General features: G+C 56.6%; 18 protein-coding genes. 6 read left to right on the forward strand and 12 right to left on the reverse strand.

Features of this window, described 5'->3' with window-relative positions:
• Positions 1-4 precede the first annotated feature (4 nt).
• The 4 genes from polA to AC13C8_RS14925 form a co-directional block, all read right to left on the reverse strand.
• Positions 5-2,797: a DNA polymerase I gene (gene polA / locus AC13C8_RS14910; RefSeq protein ID WP_482848076.1), complete on the reverse strand. Its 2,793-nt coding sequence runs from the start codon at positions 2,795-2,797 to the stop codon at positions 5-7.
• A gap of 90 nt (positions 2,798-2,887) precedes the next feature.
• On the reverse strand, positions 2,888-3,070 hold the full coding sequence (locus AC13C8_RS14915; protein WP_091431279.1) for a zinc-finger domain-containing protein: 183 nt from the start codon (positions 3,068-3,070) through the stop codon (positions 2,888-2,890).
• 69 nt (positions 3,071-3,139) lie between these two features.
• On the reverse strand, positions 3,140-3,526 hold the full coding sequence (locus AC13C8_RS14920) for an HIT domain-containing protein (RefSeq protein WP_482848078.1): 387 nt from the start codon (positions 3,524-3,526) through the stop codon (positions 3,140-3,142).
• A 33-nt stretch (positions 3,527-3,559) separates the two neighbouring features.
• The gene (locus AC13C8_RS14925) at positions 3,560-5,137 is read right to left on the reverse strand and encodes a DUF5928 domain-containing protein (RefSeq protein ID WP_091431283.1); all 1,578 of its coding nucleotides are present in this window, start codon (positions 5,135-5,137) and stop codon (positions 3,560-3,562) included.
• A 153-nt stretch (positions 5,138-5,290) separates the two neighbouring features.
• On the opposite strand from AC13C8_RS14925, the gene AC13C8_RS14930 reads away from it, so the two are divergent.
• The gene (locus tag AC13C8_RS14930) at positions 5,291-6,109 is read left to right on the forward strand and encodes a sulfotransferase family protein (RefSeq protein ID WP_482848080.1); all 819 of its coding nucleotides are present in this window, start codon (positions 5,291-5,293) and stop codon (positions 6,107-6,109) included.
• 24 nt (positions 6,110-6,133) lie between these two features.
• Here AC13C8_RS14930 and AC13C8_RS14935 read toward each other — a convergent pair whose 3' ends face one another.
• A complete protein-coding gene (locus AC13C8_RS14935) occupies positions 6,134-7,126 on the reverse strand; it encodes an adenosine kinase (protein ID WP_091431287.1) in 993 nt (330 codons plus the stop codon).
• Positions 7,123-7,767, reverse strand: a complete 645-nt coding sequence (gene nth / locus AC13C8_RS14940) for an endonuclease III (RefSeq protein ID WP_091431289.1) — start codon at positions 7,765-7,767, stop codon at positions 7,123-7,125. Before nth ends, AC13C8_RS14935 begins: the two co-directional genes overlap by 4 nt.
• Before the next feature lie 133 nt (positions 7,768-7,900).
• Here nth and AC13C8_RS14945 point away from each other — a divergent pair, with 133 nt between their 5' ends.
• The 3 genes from AC13C8_RS14945 to AC13C8_RS14955 all read left to right on the forward strand — a co-directional run bounded on the left by AC13C8_RS14945 (position 7,901) and on the right by AC13C8_RS14955 (position 10,378).
• Positions 7,901-8,749 carry a bifunctional helix-turn-helix domain-containing protein/methylated-DNA--[protein]-cysteine S-methyltransferase gene (locus tag AC13C8_RS14945; protein ID WP_091432585.1) on the forward strand — a complete coding sequence of 283 codons (849 nt, stop codon included), beginning with the start codon at positions 7,901-7,903 and terminating at the stop codon, positions 8,747-8,749.
• Between the two features lie 95 nt (positions 8,750-8,844).
• Positions 8,845-9,510 (forward strand): YiaD family glycine zipper/OmpA-like lipoprotein, encoded by a 666-nt coding sequence (locus AC13C8_RS14950; protein WP_482848082.1) that lies wholly within the window; start codon positions 8,845-8,847, stop codon positions 9,508-9,510.
• Between the two features lie 109 nt (positions 9,511-9,619).
• Positions 9,620-10,378: a FadR/GntR family transcriptional regulator gene (locus tag AC13C8_RS14955; RefSeq protein ID WP_091432587.1), complete on the forward strand. Its 759-nt coding sequence runs from the start codon at positions 9,620-9,622 to the stop codon at positions 10,376-10,378.
• A gap of 80 nt (positions 10,379-10,458) precedes the next feature.
• Here the strand turns inward: AC13C8_RS14955 and AC13C8_RS14960 are convergent, their stop codons facing one another.
• The 5 genes from AC13C8_RS14960 to AC13C8_RS14980 all read right to left on the reverse strand — a co-directional run bounded on the left by AC13C8_RS14960 (position 10,459) and on the right by AC13C8_RS14980 (position 13,127).
• Entirely contained in the window at positions 10,459-11,022 is a 564-nt protein-coding gene (locus AC13C8_RS14960; RefSeq protein ID WP_482848084.1) for a F0F1 ATP synthase subunit B family protein, read from the reverse strand.
• Positions 11,023-11,026: 4 nt separating this feature from the next.
• Positions 11,027-11,569 carry a F0F1 ATP synthase subunit B' gene (locus tag AC13C8_RS14965; protein ID WP_482848085.1) on the reverse strand — a complete coding sequence of 181 codons (543 nt, stop codon included), beginning with the start codon at positions 11,567-11,569 and terminating at the stop codon, positions 11,027-11,029.
• A gap of 74 nt (positions 11,570-11,643) precedes the next feature.
• Positions 11,644-11,880, reverse strand: coding sequence for a F0F1 ATP synthase subunit C (locus AC13C8_RS14970; protein WP_055188564.1), 237 nt, complete (start codon positions 11,878-11,880; stop codon positions 11,644-11,646).
• Positions 11,881-11,944: 64 nt separating this feature from the next.
• Complete coding sequence (locus AC13C8_RS14975) at positions 11,945-12,748, reverse strand: F0F1 ATP synthase subunit A (protein WP_091432589.1); 804 nt, start codon at positions 12,746-12,748, stop codon at positions 11,945-11,947.
• A 28-nt stretch (positions 12,749-12,776) separates the two neighbouring features.
• A complete protein-coding gene (locus AC13C8_RS14980; RefSeq protein ID WP_091431299.1) occupies positions 12,777-13,127 on the reverse strand; it encodes an AtpZ/AtpI family protein in 351 nt (116 codons plus the stop codon).
• 228 nt (positions 13,128-13,355) lie between these two features.
• Here AC13C8_RS14980 and AC13C8_RS14985 point away from each other — a divergent pair, with 228 nt between their 5' ends.
• Positions 13,356-13,691, forward strand: a complete 336-nt coding sequence (locus tag AC13C8_RS14985; RefSeq protein WP_482848088.1) for an ArsR/SmtB family transcription factor — start codon at positions 13,356-13,358, stop codon at positions 13,689-13,691.
• Here AC13C8_RS14985 and AC13C8_RS14990 read toward each other — a convergent pair.
• A complete protein-coding gene (locus AC13C8_RS14990; protein WP_482848090.1) occupies positions 13,688-14,578 on the reverse strand; it encodes a LysR family transcriptional regulator in 891 nt (296 codons plus the stop codon). The two genes, AC13C8_RS14985 and AC13C8_RS14990, sit on opposite strands and share 4 nt — an antisense overlap.
• 103 nt (positions 14,579-14,681) lie before the next feature.
• On the opposite strand from AC13C8_RS14990, the gene AC13C8_RS14995 reads away from it, so the two are divergent.
• Positions 14,682-15,248 (forward strand): FMN-dependent NADH-azoreductase, encoded by a 567-nt coding sequence (locus tag AC13C8_RS14995; protein WP_482848092.1) that lies wholly within the window; start codon positions 14,682-14,684, stop codon positions 15,246-15,248.
• Positions 15,249-15,259: the final 11 nt, after the last annotated feature.

The following is a 15,259-nucleotide window of genomic DNA, read 5'->3' on the forward strand; positions in this document are numbered from 1 at the left end:
GCGGTCAGTGTGCCTCGGCCCAGTTCATACCGATGCCTGCGTCAACGGTCAGTGGCAGATCGAGTTTCACCGCCGGTTCGGCCGCACCTTCCATAACGTCTCGCACGACCTCGATCACCTCATCCACGGCGCCATCTTCAACCTCGAAGATCAGTTCGTCGTGAACCTGCAACAGCATCTTGGCAGGCAGTTTGGCAATGGCATCAGGCATACGGATCATCGCGCGGCGAATGATATCGGCAGCCGTGCCTTGAATGGGTGCGTTGATCGCCGCGCGTTTGGCAAAGCCCGCATGGGGGCCTTTGGCGTCGATCTCGGGCGTGTGTATCTGACGACCGAACAGGGTTTCGACCCTCTTGTGTTCCTTCGCAAAGGCAACCGTGTCTTCCATATATTGGCGAATACCGGGGAACCGTTCGAAGTAGCGGTCAATGAAGCCCTGTGCCTCTGATCGCGGAATACGCAAGTTGCGGGCCAGACCAAAGCCCGAGATGCCATAGATCACACCGAAATTGATCGCTTTGGCTTGACGGCGAATGTCGGGTGTCATCTCCTCCATCGGCACGTCGAACATCTCGGATGCGGTCATCGCGTGGATATCCTGCCCGTCGCGGAAGGCTTGCTTCAACGCATCTATATTGGCCACATGAGCCAGAATGCGCAGCTCGATCTGGCTATAGTCGAGGCTGATCAACTTGGTGCCTTCTGGCGCGACGAAGGCTTCGCGGATGCGACGGCCTTCCTCGGAGCGCACGGGGATATTTTGCAGATTCGGGTCGGTCGAGGCCAGACGCCCCGTGTTAGCCCCGGCAATCGAGTACGATGTATGCACGCGACCCGTTTCCGGGTGGATGTGGTCTTGCAACGCATCGGTATAGGTCGATTTCAGCTTTTGAAGCTGGCGGTAATCCAGAACGCGGGCGGCAAAGTCGTGTTCGGTGGCCAGATCGGCCAGAACATCAGCCGGTGTTGACCACTGTCCCGATTTTGTGCGCTTGCCGCCCTCCAACCCCATCTGGTCAAACAGGATTTCCCCAACCTGCGCCGGGCTTTGCACGTTGAAATCCTTGCCCGCAATTTCGTAAAGCTCTGCCTCGAACCCGGACATTTTCTGAGCGAAGGCGTTCGACATGCGCGACAACACATCGCGGTCAACCTTGATGCCTGCCATTTCCATCTGCGCAAGCACCGGCACAAGTGGACGTTCCAGACGCTCATAGACACGGGTCACTTTGGCGCTGTGCAGACGCGGTTTCAGATAGTGCCAAAGCCGCAGTGTGATATCGGCATCCTCGGCGGCATATTTCACCGCATCCTCGACTGGCACACGGTCAAAGGTGATCGCCGATTTGCCGCTGCCAAGCAGTGATTTGATGGAAATCGGCGTGTGCCCCAGGTACCGGTCAGACAGCGTGTCCATGCCGTGATTGTGCAGCCCGGCATTTTGCGCATAAGACATCAGCATCGTGTCATCAATCGGTGCAATATCGACTCCATAGCGCGCCAATATCTTTGCATCGTATTTCATGTTTTGCCCGATTTTCAGGATCGCGGGATCCTCAAGCACGGGTTTCAGATGGGCCAACACCTCGTCCAGCGGCATCTGCCCATCAGCCAGATCATCGCTGCCGAACAGATCATCCGTCTGGCTGGTTTTGTGGATCAGGGGAATATAACACGCCTCGCCTGGCTCGACCGCAAGCGAGATGCCGACCAGTTCCGCGCGCATCTCGTCCAAACCAGTGGTCTCAGTGTCAAAGGCCACATATCCACGCCCAATAATGCGGTCGATCCAAGCCGTCAAAGTGGTCGCGTCTTTCACCCATTCATAACTCTCGGGATTGATATCGGGCATTTCGGGACCACTTGCGTCGGCCTCCGGTTCGACAATCTTGATCTCTGGCGGATCCACCTCAAACTTCTTTGCGACGCGATTGGTCAGCGTGCGAAACTCCATTTCGGCTAGGAATTGCAACAGCGTTTCGGGGTCGGGTTCTTTCAACTCCAATTCCTCGAAGGGAAGGTCCATCTCCATGTCTTCGTCCAGCTTCACCAACTCGCGGCTCAGGCGAATCTGCTCGGCGTTATCGAGCAAGGTCTGTCGGCGTTTGGGTTGCTTGATCTCGCCCGCGCGTTCCAGAAGCGTTTCCAGATCGCCAAATTCGTTGATCAGCAGGGCCGCCGTCTTGATCCCGATGCCCGGCGCGCCCGGCACGTTGTCCACGCTGTCGCCCGCAAGCGCCTGCACATCCACGACACGGTCCGGGCCAACGCCGAACTTTTCTTCGACCCCCTCAACTCCGATGCGTTTGTTCTTCATCGGGTCGAGCATCTCGATCCCACCACCGACCAGCTGCATCAGATCCTTGTCAGACGACAGGATGGTCACGCGCGCGCCTTCGTCGTTGGCGCGTTTTGCAAGGGTAGCGATGATATCATCCGCCTCGAATCCCTCTTTTTCGATGCAGGCAATGTTGAATGCGCGGGTGGCATCGCGGGTCAGCGGAAACTGCGGCACAAGATCTTCTGGCGCCGGTGGTCGGTTGGCCTTGTAGAGCGGATACATGTCGTTCCGAAAGCTCTTGCCTGAATAGTCGAAGATCACGGCCACATGGGTTGGCGCATCCGGGCCCGCATTATCTTCGATGAATTTGAACAGCATGTTGCAAAACCCGGCAACAGCCCCGATGGGCAATCCGTCGGACTTGCGCGTCAAAGGTGGCAGCGCGTGATAGGCACGGAAAATAAAGGCCGACCCGTCGACCAGATGCAGATGACAACCTTTACCGAAGCTCATCGGCCCCTCCCTTTTCTTCATGCGCGCCGAGACGCAAAAGGCCGCGTGGCGTCTGCCCGCGGCCCGTCTTATCTGACCGGTTGGCGACGTTTATGCCGCCGTGCCCGCATGATCCTTGTGAACGAATTTTGCGTCGCAATAAGGACATTCCACCCAGCCATGTTCCCTTGGAATTTGCAGGTAAACGCGCGGGTGGCCAAGCGCACCTTCGCCCCCATCACAGGCGACTTTATAACTGTCCACAATTTTGGTTTCGGGTGGAGACTGGGTCATCACAGACACCTCGTTCTTGCGTTTCGTCGCATGATACCAGCACCGCCACGCGCTGCAAGGCAGAACCGATCAGTCATCGGCGCGTTTCAACATCCGGCCCAACACGCGCCCAGCCAGAATATGCGTGTGAAAATGGGGCACCTCCTGCACGCCGTCCTCGCCGGAATTGGCAATGGTTCGATAGCCTCGCCCGTTGCCACCAGGCGCAATCCGCAAAGCTTCACATATCTTGCCGATGGCACGGGTATAGCCGGCGATCTCGGCATCTGTTGCGGCGTTGGCAAAATGGTCGTGGTTCACATATGGCCCTTTGGGGATCACCAGAACGTGGACGGGCGCTTGCGGCTGGATGTCCCGAAACGCCAGCGCATAGTCATCCTCATAGACCGTATCATTTGGGATTTCTCCGCGCAGTATCTTCGCAAAAATGTTCTGATCGTCATAGGTGTAGGGCATGGTGGTCTCCTGTCGTTTATCCGGAAGGGATCGTCAATCGGCGAACAGATGGCTCCGCCCTGCAATCTCTTTGGCATGATCCTCCGAGATTGATAGGAAGCGCGACAGCGGCACGGTATTTTCTTCCACGCTGGCGGTTTCGCTGATCCGATACAACTCGGAAAAGCCAGCATCGCGGATCTGTTCACTTTCAAAAGCAACATCGGATCGGATCGTCGGCAACAATCGGTCGATTGCGTCCCGCGGTGTGTTGTCACCCGCCAGCCCCACCCGTTTCGCGTGGCCCAGCAGATAATCATCCGTGAAATCGCAATGGACCTCCAACAGCCGGGTCGTTGATCTGTCAGAAAAGAAGTCCTGCAACAAATCAAGGTTGTTCGGGTCCATGCAAACGACCAAGCGATTGGTGTCATGGTAGTCGAATAGCATCCGCATCAGCGCCCGGCGGTGCCGCGTGCGCTTGCCCATCCGCGTTTCGATCCCCCCAAGATCAGGCATCGGGCAGCTTTCTTCATCAAACAGATATTCGATGGCGGGAAGCCCCGTCACCTCGGCGACCTTTTGCAAGAGCCGTTTGCCGACATGCCATTTCTTGGACACGATGATCAGCAGTTCGCGATCCCGTCCAAGACTGCTTTCAGCCTCCCAGAATCGCGGAGCAAACCTTTGCCCGATCCGACCACGGCCCGTCAGGAACTTGAACAGGCTGCGCCCCTCGTTCGAGATCTGGAACGTGACACCTTTGGCAGCATACAAATCTCCCAAACGGCGCTTCAACTCACGTGCCTCCGGGCTGATCTTCCGCGCAAACAAAAAATCCTGACTGAGAAGCAGATCATAGTGGTCATCATAAAACGTGACGGGCATACCATAGTCGGTGAACATCAGAAACGTCGGGGTGCGCGAGCGAATTTCCCCTTCGGGCACGAGATGCCGGACCAAGGTCTGGAAAAAGGTCTCGTCGGGGATCCATGTGGTGCGGAAGAACCGCATGACATCCTTGCGCTTGCGGGCGAATTCTACGATCCATTCAACCGTGCGCCGCCTGAGACACCACCACTGGCTGCCGATCATCACCTGAACATCATGTGGAATCTCTCGCGTCAACCCGAGCTTTTTTTGCAGGTTGAAGCTGGTATAGAACCGGCGCTTCTGGGTCCGTTCGTTAAAGAAGTGGCGATAGATCAGCCGTTCTTCTTTCATGCCGGTCTTGATCCAATCGCTTTCGAAATAGTCGAAACTTTCGATGTAATCGACGTCAGAGGAATCAAGGAACTTATGCGTGTACTCTGCGGACTTGATGGCCATGCAATCGCCGGACACCATATAGAAATGTGTGGCACGCGGAAAATCGTCCAGCGCCGCCTCGACTGCATTCAGGGTGGCCTGCACCAAGGACCATTCGCCCCAGCCGCATCTGACGCGTTTTCGCGCAAAAGTAACGTTCGGGTTGTCTGCCAGCGCGTCGCGAATTTTCTGATAATGCTCGGGATTGGCGCTCGCATCGAAATGAATCGACATACAATCACCAACCGCCGTCAGTCGCGTTGCCTGATTTATGATTGCGTCAGGATCCTTGTGGCACAGCAGAATGAAGGCAATTTTGGCCATGGTGACGTCACAAAATCCTTGTAGGCACGAAGACTGCGGCCATTGATAGCGTGAAAGACCGTTGAATAAACAGTGTTTCTTTGCTTTTTTCTGGGCGGTATAGCTATGGTTTGCGCAATCGGTCGTTGAAAGGACCTCGGAGGTATTGAGTTTATGGGATTTCCCGGCACCTGGATGACCGAAAGCGAAAGCGTTGTGTATCGGGTCGTGCCCAAATGCGCCTGCTCGACCATCGGCCAGATCATGTATTATTCGGATCACGGCAAGTTCTTCGACGGCGACATCCATGACAGCACCGGCGGGCTGCACAAATGGGCGCAGGATGCGTCACAAAAGCTGATCGAAGACAATGTGTTGGCGCATTCAAGCTATGCGTTCACCTGTGTTCGCAATCCCTATACCCGGATTCTGTCCAGCTTCTTTGACAAGATTTGTGGTATTCAGCGCAACGGCCGCCGGTATCGCGGAAATCTCGTGCCGCTTCTGATCCAGAAATACGGGATCGAAGTTGGCGATCCCGATAGCGGTTTTGAATTTGACCAGGTGAAGAGTTTCCGGCGGTTCCTGTTGTTTGCCCGCGATACGATCCGGTGGCGGCGTCCGATGGACCCGGATATTCACTGGTCGGCGATGTCTGGACATGTGGCAACCTTCATTGCCAATGGCGGACGCTATGACAACATCGTCTGGACCGAACAATTCAATGACGGGATGCAGCAAGTGCTTGATGCAATTGAAACACCGCATCCAGTGATTCTGTCCGACATTCCCCGCTTCAATGAAAGTGAAGGCCACGGCCCGAAACGGGCCCACCCCGTCGAGGATTACTTTGACGATCTGTCGATGCATCTGGTCTATGAAATCTACAAACACGATTTCGAGCTGTTCAAATACGACTTTGAAAACCCGGCCAACAAGATGCCTGTCGGCGAGATTGATCTGAACGAGGTGCACGCCAAACTTGGCGATTGATTCCGCACCGCCGTCCTATTCGGGTCAGACCAGCCCTTTGTCGCGCAACAGCGCCAGAAGGTTGCGGTCGGCGCGTGGTCCGATATGTCGGATCACTTCACCTGCTATTACGCAGCCCATTTCACCGCATGTGCGCATATCGGCACCGATCGCAAGACCATAGAGGAAACCCGCCGCGAATCCGTCGCCAGCCCCTGTTGCATCAACAGGCACAATGCGTTCGACAGCTACATCCACGCGTTCGCCATTTGCCAGAATCGCAACACCATCGCCCGAACGGGTGCACACCACCATCGGGCAAATCGCGGCGGTTTTGGCGATCGCGTCTTCCATATCATCGGTTTGGAACAGGGATCTAATCTCCTCTTCATTGCCGATGACATAATCCAGATCGTTTTCGATCAGCGACAGGAAGTCGTCCCGATGACGTTCGACACAGAAAGGATCGGAAATGGCGATCCCGGCAAGACCGCCTGCGGTCCGACACGCCTGCGCCATTGCGATGAACGCGTCTTTTCCCTTGTCCTTGTCGAACAGGTATCCCTCCAGAAAAACAATCTCGGAATCTGCTGCAACGTCCGGGTCGACATCCTCGGACCCCAATTCGGCCGAGATGCCCAGATAGGTGTTCATCGACCGCTCGCCATCAGGCGAGACAAAGATCATGGATCGCGATGTCGGCAGTTCTCCGCCCGGCACCGGCGGGTTGATGAAACGCGTGCCGTCCATCTCCATCGCGTCGGCATAGAAGTGACCCAGCGCATCATCGTGCACACGACCCACAAAACCGGTTGGCAAGCCCAGCTTCCCAATCCCGGCCAGCGTATTGGCAACCGATCCACCCGCCGCCTGCTTGCGTTCCTTCATCGAACCATACAGCACCTCGGCCCGATCGCGTTCGACCAGCTGCATGATGCCTTTTTCGATCCCCATCATCTCCAGAAAGCTGTCATCCGCCACGGTCAACACGTCCACAACGGCATTGCCGATGCCGACCACCTTATACTTTTTCGTCATATATTCTTGTCCTCGTAGGGGCAGAGATCCCGGATAATGCAGTTTCCACACATTGGCTTGCGCGCTTTGCAGGTGTAACGCCCGTGCAGGATAAGCCAATGATGGGCGTGTTGTTGGTAATCTGCGGGGATGTTGTCTTCGATCGCACGTTCGACCGCGTTCACGTCTTTTCCGACCGCGATCCCGGTGCGATTTCCGACACGAAAGATGTGTGTATCAACCGCCTGCGCGGGCACACCCCACCACATATTCAGAACCACATTGGCCGTCTTGCGCCCGACCCCGGGAAGCGATTGAAGCGCCGCGCGGGAATTTGGAACGACACCGCCATAATCCTCGACCAGAATGCGGCTGAGCTTGATGACGTTCTTGGCCTTCTGCCGATACAGACCGATGGTCTTGATGTGTTCAATCAGACCCTCTTCACCAAGCGCAAGCATCTTTTCCGGCGTATCCGCGATTTGGAACAGCGCACGTGTCGCCTTGTTGACGCCAACATCGGTGGCCTGCGCCGACAGTGCCACAGCCACAACCAGCGTATAGGCATTCACATGCTCAAGCTCGCCTTTCGGCTCTGGCTCTGTCGCGTGAAAGCGGTCAAAGATCGCACGGATCTGGTGATATCCCAGTTGCTTTACCATGCAGATGCTATGCCCGTTTCTGAACAATCCGACAAGGCGGATGCCCGGTGATTTCGAGCGGATGCGCAATTTCCGGGTCGCTTTGTTAGGGCGATCCGCGCCAATCTGGGACGACAGAACAAAAGAGGCCGCCATGACACGCCAGGAAGACAGCTATCATTACAACGTGATCCGCCGCGCGATCGAGCATATCGACGCAACCGACGGAGAGCCCTTGTCGCTGGAAACATTGGCCGCCAAGATGGATATGTCCCCCGCCCATTTTCAGCGCGTGTTCTCGCGCTGGGTCGGGGTGTCGCCAAAGCGGTATCAGCAGTTTCTGACGCTGGGCCATGCCAAGACCTTGTTGCAGGACCGGTTTTCGACGTTGCAAACCTCGCATTCTGTCGGGCTGTCCGGGCAGGGACGGCTCCACGACCTGTTTCTGCGGTGGGAAGCGATGAGCCCCGGCGCCTATGCTGCGGGCGGTGATGGCTTGACGATCAATTGGGGATGGTTTGACAGCCCTTTTGGTCCGGCTTTGGTCATGGGGACGGACAGGGGTATTTGCGGTCTGGGTTTTGCGTCTGAAACCGGTCCGCAAGTGGCGATGGCTGATCTGAAATCCCGCTGGCCCAATGCGATTTTCCGCGAAGACCCCGAGACCTTGGCACCATGGGTCGATCAGGCATTTAATCAGCGCGGCATGACGCCCCTGCATTTGATCGGTGCCCCGTTTCAGATCAAGGTGTGGGAGGCATTGTTGTCCATCCCATCGGGCCACGTGACGACCTATTCACAGATCGCCGAAACAATCGGCTCGCCACGCGCGGTGCGTGCGGTTGGCACCGCCGTTGGGCGCAACCCGGTCAGTTGGCTGATCCCCTGTCACAGGGCATTGCGCAAATCCGGAGCGTTGGGCGGTTATCACTGGGGCTTGCCGGTGAAACGAGCGCTGCTTGCCTGGGAAAGCGCCCAGACCGAGGATGTCGCAAGCGCCTGATTTCCGCCCGGTTTTGTCAAAAATCGGGCTTGTTATTCGATATCAATCGTCGTTCATGTAAGACAAACGAGAATAACAAACCCGAGGAATGCAGTATGCACGTAAAACGTTCAATCTTAACGCTCGCCATTGTTGGCGCGCTGGCCACGACCGCCTGTACGTCGCCAACCCAAAGCCCCACCAGCAATCTCGGTCCGCGCACACAAAACGGTGCGGCAATCGGTGCCATCGCCGGTGGCCTTCTGGGGGCTACCCGCAAAGGCGACGGCAAACTGGGCAAGGCCGCTGTGGGTGCCGTCATCGGTGGCATCGTCGGGGGTGCAATCGGTCAGCAGCTTGACAAACAGGCGGGCGACTTGCGCCAGTCGATCGACAATGATCAGGTGAAGATCGTGAATACCGGCAACGAATTGATCGTCACACTTCCGCAGGACATCCTGTTCGCGACAGATAGCGCCGATGTCAGCTATGCGCTGCAATCCGATCTGCGCGCCGTCGCGGACAACCTTCGCCAATATCCGAACTCGGTGATCGAAGTTGTGGGTCACACCGACAATGTTGGGGATGCCGATTACAACATGTCCCTGTCGCGCCGCCGGGCTGCTTCAGTAGCAGCTGTTTTGACATCGAACGGTGTTCCGACCTCTCGCGTCGTCACTATCGGATATGGCGAAGACCGTCCGGTTGCATCGAACCTGGATGCCTATGGCCGTCAGCAAAACCGTCGGGTCGAGATTATCATTCGTCCGATCCGCAACTGACCCGCAAGTCGAAATCCCAAGAAAGCCGGGCATCTGTCCGGCTTTTTTCATTGAGACAACGCTGTGAGTGTGGTCATATAATATGACCAATTCGCGCACAGGACACAGAATGCCTTTTCAGAAAATAGCGGCAGGCAAGCTGTCACAATCAGTGGTTGAGCAGATTGAACTGTTGATATTGCGTGGCATTCTGCGCCCCGGCGAACGCCTGCCGTCTGAGCGGGACCTCTCTGATCGTATGGGCGTGTCTCGACCCTCTTTGCGCGATGCGATTGCTGATCTTGAGGAAAAGGGTCTTCTGTCCCGCCGGGCAGGCGCTGGCATATACGTCAGTGAAAGCCTGGACAGTTCCTTTCCACCTGCGTTGACTCAGCTTTTCTCGCGTCACGACGAAGCGGTTTATGACTACATCGCGTTTCGCCGGGATATGGAGGGCCTGGCCGCCGAGCGTGCCGCCAGATTTGCTTCCGACACCGATCTGAAGGTGATCGCGGAACTGTTTCACAAGATGGAAGACGCAGCCGAGGGGCAAGGTGCCGATCTGGACAGCGATTTTCACATGGCAATCATTGAAGCCAGCCACAACGTGCTGATGGTTCACATGATGCGGGCGATGTATGACCTTTTGAAGCAAGGGGTGTTTTACAGCCGTCAGGTGGTGATCCAGATCACCAACACACGCCTTGACCTGTTAGAACAGCACCGGGCCATCAATGACGGGTTGCAGGCACGTGACCCAGTCCGTGCGCGGGCGGCTGTAGAAGCGCATATGGATTTCGTGACGCAAGCCTATGCCGATCTGCGCCGCGCTGACCGGAACGAAGAGGTCGCGCGCCAGCGTCTGACCTACGAAAAGGAACGCACATAGAGTCGCGGCACACGCCTCCGGATCCAACAAAAAACCCGACCTGAATGGCCGGGTTCCTTGAATGTCGATTGATCTGAGGCTTAGTGCAGCTTGGCTTCAACCGTCTTGATCGCATCGTCGATCAGGCTGTTGCCCTCGGTTGCTGTCATCTGCTTGGCGATCACATCGCGCGCGGCAGCCACTGCGACCTGAGCCGCAGTATCGCGGACCTCTTTCACTGCGGCGGATTGCGCCGAAACGATTTGGTCTTCCGCGGCCGCAAGACGACGTGCGATCGAGGCTTTCAGGTCCTCCTTCGCAGCTGTCGCGGCGTTGGCTGCTTCTTCTTTCGCATGGGCGACAATGCGTTCAGCCTGTTTGGCTACTTCTTTCTGCTTGCGTTCATAAGACGCCAGAATGGTCTGCGCCTCTTCACGCAACGCACGTGCCTCTTCAAGTTCGGACTTGATGCCTTCGGCGCGGTTGTCCAACTGGGAACCAAGCATTTTGTGAACGCCCATATATCCCAGGAAGGTAACGAACAGCAGGAAAGCCAGCACGACCACAGTATCGGTGTTTGCCAGATCAGCCCAACCCGTTTTTTCTGCGGCAAATGCCGGCGCTGCGATTACCAAAAACAGTGGCGCAAGAGTAAATGTCTTCATGTCTTTACCCTTTCATCCGCGAAGTCACCGCAGCGGTGATTGATTTGGCGTCCGCCTTGTAGCCCATTGATGTCAAGATTTCTTTCGCCGCGTCTTTGGCCACCGCTTTTACGCTGTCAACCGCACCGGCGCGAATTTCCGCGATGGCGGCTTCGCTTTCGGCAGCCTTGGCCGCAATCTCTGCATCTGCCTTGGCGGCGGCTGCATCGACTTCGCCCTGAATGTCGGCGCGGGCTTCTGCAACAATCTTGTTTGCTTCTGCACGGGCGTCGGCAAGGGCTTTGTTATAGGCTTCTTCGGCCTCGACGGCCTTCTGCTTCAGATCTTCGGCCGCCGTCAGGTCACTTGTGATCGTGCCCCGACGCTCCGCCAACACAGCCTCGATCCGAGGTAATGCGACTTTGGTCAGGACCAAATAGATCACCACCAGCGTGACAACGAGCCAGAAAATCTGGTTCCCGAAGGTCGAGAAATCCAGCTGCGGCATGCCTGCGGCTTCTGCACCACCTTCTGTGGCTGCCGCGGTCTGTTGCGTAGTAATTGCCATGTCTTATCTCCTGGAACCGGATTAGATGGGGCGGATCAAGGATGATCCACCCCTTCGTAAGGAAGGTTCAGGTCTTAGACAGCAAACATCAGCAGAAGTGCGACCAGGAACGAGAAGATGCCCAGAGCTTCTGCAAATGCGATGCCGATGAACAGGGTCGCCGTTTGTGCGGCAGCTGCCGACGGGTTGCGCAGGGCACCAGCCAGGAAGTTACCAGCAACGTGGCCCACACCGATAGCGGCGGCACCCGAACCGATAGCTGCCAGACCTGCACCGATGAATTGACCCATTTGAGCGATATTGCCTTCCATTGTGATTTCTCCTTACGTTGGAATGCTTGAATTGGTTGGATGAGCGGGCTGCAACCGTCTTATCTTAGTGCGACGGATGCAGTGCGTCTTTCAGATATACGCAGGTCAGGATCGCGAAGACATAAGCCTGAATAAAGGCCACGAGCACTTCGAGAGCGAAGAACGCTGCAATTGCGAGGATCGGCAGGAAGCCGAACAGCCCAAGGGCTGCGGCGAAGCCGGCGAAAACCTTGATCACTGCGTGGCCAGCCATCATGTTGCCGGCCAAACGAATGGAGTGGCTGACGGGGCGCACGAAGTAGGAAATGATCTCGATGATGGCCAATACCGGGCGCAGCGGCAACGGTGCGGCCGACACCCAGAACAACCCAAGAAAGCCAACGCCGTGTTTCACAAAGCCCAGCCCTGTTACGAAAACAAACACGATCAGGGCCAGCACCCCCGTGACAGCGATATGGCTGGTAGTTGTGAGGCTGGTCGGGATCAGACCAAGGACGTTGGCGAAAACGATGAACATGAACAGGGTCATGACGCCAGGAAAATACTTGACGGCATCCTTGCCCGCAACGTCCTCGACCATCTTGTAAACAAAGCCGTATGCCAGTTCGGCGACCGACTGCCCACGTGTCGGCACAATCGCACGACCACGCGATCCGACGACCAGCAGCAGCACGACGCCGACGATTGCCAGAAACAACCAAAGCGTTTGGTTGGTCGGGGTAAATGTCCCAAGATGATCACCGCCAAACAGCGGTTTGATCTCGAACTGTTCCATCGGATGAATGGCCAGACCAGGTTGTTCCGGCGCGAAAAGCAAGCCAGACAGAAGCACCAGAGCCAGAACAACAAAGAATGCGATCTTGATGATCGGGCCGCCACCCTGTTTTGCGCTTTGATCAGCCACGTCCGTTACCCTCTTCTTCCGCGGTGGTCTGCGCGTTCTGCGCATCTTCCGCTTTCTTCTGCATTTGGGCAGCCGTGGACAGCATAACCTTCATGCCTGCGGCGAAACCCAACATTATGAACAGCACCATGAAGATGGGTTTCGTGCCAAACAGTGCATCCAACCCGTATCCGATGCCAAAGCCGATCAACAGACCGACGGTAAGCTCTATGACCATCTGCCAGGCGAAGGACGCCTGATTGTAGGCCTCGTCTCCGGTCTTTTTTTGCTTCTCCTCACCCTTCGCCTCTTTCAGGCGCGTCTCGAGCTGTCGCAAACGCTCGCGATCGGGTTCGTTGGACAAGGAAATGCCTCCGGTAACGGTTGCTGCATGTGCTAAGGGCTGGAACGTTGTGAGTCAACGGTGTTTAGCGCGAACAGGATATTGTTTAAAGTATTGATATATATCGTTTTTGATCTGGGCCGGGATTCGTTGCGGCGACACAGGCCCACGTCAGACCCCCTTTCGTGTGAAATCCGCTTATTCAACCATTTGGTTGACGATTGAACCGCCCAGACTTAACCCAAAGGCATGAGCACTCGTCTTGATCTTGCCTTTGCCGCCCTGTCCGACCCGACCCGGCGCGCCATTTTGACAATGCTTCTGGAAGATGACATGGCCGTCACAGACGTCGCGGAGCCGTTCGAGATGTCGCTGGCAGCGATTTCGAAGCACCTGACGATCCTGACCCGCGCCGGGCTGATCAGCCAGGAAAAGCGCGGACGGGTGAAGTGGTGCAAGCTGGAACCCGACGCGTTGCGCGATGCATCGGTCTGGATGCAGGGGTTTGGACAGTTCGAACCCGTGAACCTTGATGCCTTCGAGCGGTTCCTTGAAACCGAACTTCGCGACGATCATAACGGCTAAGGCAAGGACAGGCCCGCATCATCTTTTGCCCATTGGCGCGCGGCGGCTTTCAGATGGGCAAGAATAGCCTGTACTTTGGTTGACCGATGAAGGTCGACATGGGTCACAAGCCACAAACGCGACTTCCATTCTTCTTTGGATGGTATGATCCGAACCAGACCGTCCTGCGACCCATCCACCGCAAAGCCCAAGCCTGCTCCGGCGATTAACGCCTCACGCATTGCGATGTCATCGGACACTTGAAACCGCACGTTCTCGGCCGGGATATTTTGCGCAAGCCACCGCATGAACGGCGCGCGAGAGTTCAGATCACCCGTTCCGATGAAACGATGGTCGGCCAATGTCTCTTCCGTCGGCAGGTCGTGCTTGTCGATGTAACTTTGGGCGGCATACAGGCCGAAGGTTACATCCAGGAACGGCTGGACCACATTGTCGGGTTCCTGCGGCGCAGTCCCGGCGCGGATCGCAACATGCGCTTCGCCATACTCAAGCTTGAAAATTCTCGGCCCGGTCAAAAGCTGCACGCGCAGTCCGGGATGGCGGGATTGAAATTCCGTCAACACCGGGGCCAACCGCGCGGAAAAACCGGGCAAGGCTGTGATGACCAGATCGCCCGCTACATCATCCCCCTGACCCTTCAACCGCCCCTCGAGCTGGGTGAACTGGTCTTCCGTCACCTGCGCAATTCGCGCAAGGTCCGCCCCCGCTTCGGTCGGTGTATAGCCGCGCGCGTGGCGTTGAAACAGTTTCACGCCCAACCGGTGCTCCAGCGCGTCAATATGGCGAATGACCGTCGCGTGATGGATGCCCAAGGCTTCCGCTGCGCCGCTGACCGTGCCCGCCCGCGCGACGTGATAGGCGGTTCTGATCTCGTCCCAGTGATTCATTCAAGTCTTCTGTGCATTTTCCAACATATACTGTTAAATTGCGCAGATTGCGTTTGTTTTTGCAAGGTCACATATTTCCTCCAAAGCAAAACTGGAGCACAACATGACACACATCCTTCGCATCGACAGTTCCGCCCGGACCGACGGTTCGATCTCGCGCGCACTGGCTGACAAAGTGGTTGCCAAACACGCTGACACCACTGTGACCACCCGCGATCTGGCACAGGGCATCCCGCATCTGGACGCCGCCTGGACCGCCGCAACCTTTACCCCGCCCGAGGCGCGGAGCGCAAACGACAACGCCGCACTCGCTCTTTCAGATCAGATCGTAGCCGAGGTTCAGGCCGCCGACCTGATCGTGATTTCCGCCGCGACCTATAACTTTTCGATCCCGTCCACACTGAAGGCGTGGGTCGATCACCTTGCGCGTGCCGGTGTCACCTTTCGCTACCGCGAAGACGGCACACCCGAAGGCCTGTTGACCGGGAAGCGCGTTATCGTGGTGACCGCATCGGCTGGCACACCTGTTGGGGCACCACATGATTTCGTGACACCGTATCTCAAACACATTCTGGGCTTCATGGGCATTTCTGATGTCGAGTTTATTTCCGCAACCGGCGCAGATGGCTTAGCCGACGCCGACGCACATATCGAAAAACTGGCCGCATAGAGGTCGTTGGG

This window comes from Aliiroseovarius sp. B-4, from assembly GCF_056857795.1.

Coding starts and splice junctions, on each gene's coding strand:
- AC13C8_RS14995 (WP_482848092.1), top strand. CDS start 14,682: ATGACACACATCCTTCGCATCGACAGTTCCGCCCGGACCGACGGTTCG.
- AC13C8_RS14985 (WP_482848088.1), top strand. CDS start 13,356: ATGAGCACTCGTCTTGATCTTGCCTTTGCCGCCCTGTCCGACCCGACC.
- AC13C8_RS14915 (WP_091431279.1), bottom strand. CDS start 3,070: ATGACCCAGTCTCCACCCGAAACCAAAATTGTGGACAGTTATAAAGTC.
- AC13C8_RS14925 (WP_091431283.1), bottom strand. CDS start 5,137: ATGGCCAAAATTGCCTTCATTCTGCTGTGCCACAAGGATCCTGACGCA.
- AC13C8_RS14955 (WP_091432587.1), top strand. CDS start 9,620: ATGCCTTTTCAGAAAATAGCGGCAGGCAAGCTGTCACAATCAGTGGTT.
- AC13C8_RS14945 (WP_091432585.1), top strand. CDS start 7,901: ATGACACGCCAGGAAGACAGCTATCATTACAACGTGATCCGCCGCGCG.
- AC13C8_RS14960 (WP_482848084.1), bottom strand. CDS start 11,022: ATGAAGACATTTACTCTTGCGCCACTGTTTTTGGTAATCGCAGCGCCG.
- AC13C8_RS14970 (WP_055188564.1), bottom strand. CDS start 11,880: ATGGAAGGCAATATCGCTCAAATGGGTCAATTCATCGGTGCAGGTCTG.
- AC13C8_RS14965 (WP_482848085.1), bottom strand. CDS start 11,569: ATGGCAATTACTACGCAACAGACCGCGGCAGCCACAGAAGGTGGTGCA.
- AC13C8_RS14990 (WP_482848090.1), bottom strand. CDS start 14,578: ATGAATCACTGGGACGAGATCAGAACCGCCTATCACGTCGCGCGGGCG.
- AC13C8_RS14930 (WP_482848080.1), top strand. CDS start 5,291: ATGGGATTTCCCGGCACCTGGATGACCGAAAGCGAAAGCGTTGTGTAT.
- AC13C8_RS14950 (WP_482848082.1), top strand. CDS start 8,845: ATGCACGTAAAACGTTCAATCTTAACGCTCGCCATTGTTGGCGCGCTG.
- AC13C8_RS14920 (WP_482848078.1), bottom strand. CDS start 3,526: ATGCCCTACACCTATGACGATCAGAACATTTTTGCGAAGATACTGCGC.
- AC13C8_RS14935 (WP_091431287.1), bottom strand. CDS start 7,126: ATGACGAAAAAGTATAAGGTGGTCGGCATCGGCAATGCCGTTGTGGAC.
- polA (WP_482848076.1), bottom strand. CDS start 2,797: ATGAGCTTCGGTAAAGGTTGTCATCTGCATCTGGTCGACGGGTCGGCC.
- nth (WP_091431289.1), bottom strand. CDS start 7,767: ATGGTAAAGCAACTGGGATATCACCAGATCCGTGCGATCTTTGACCGC.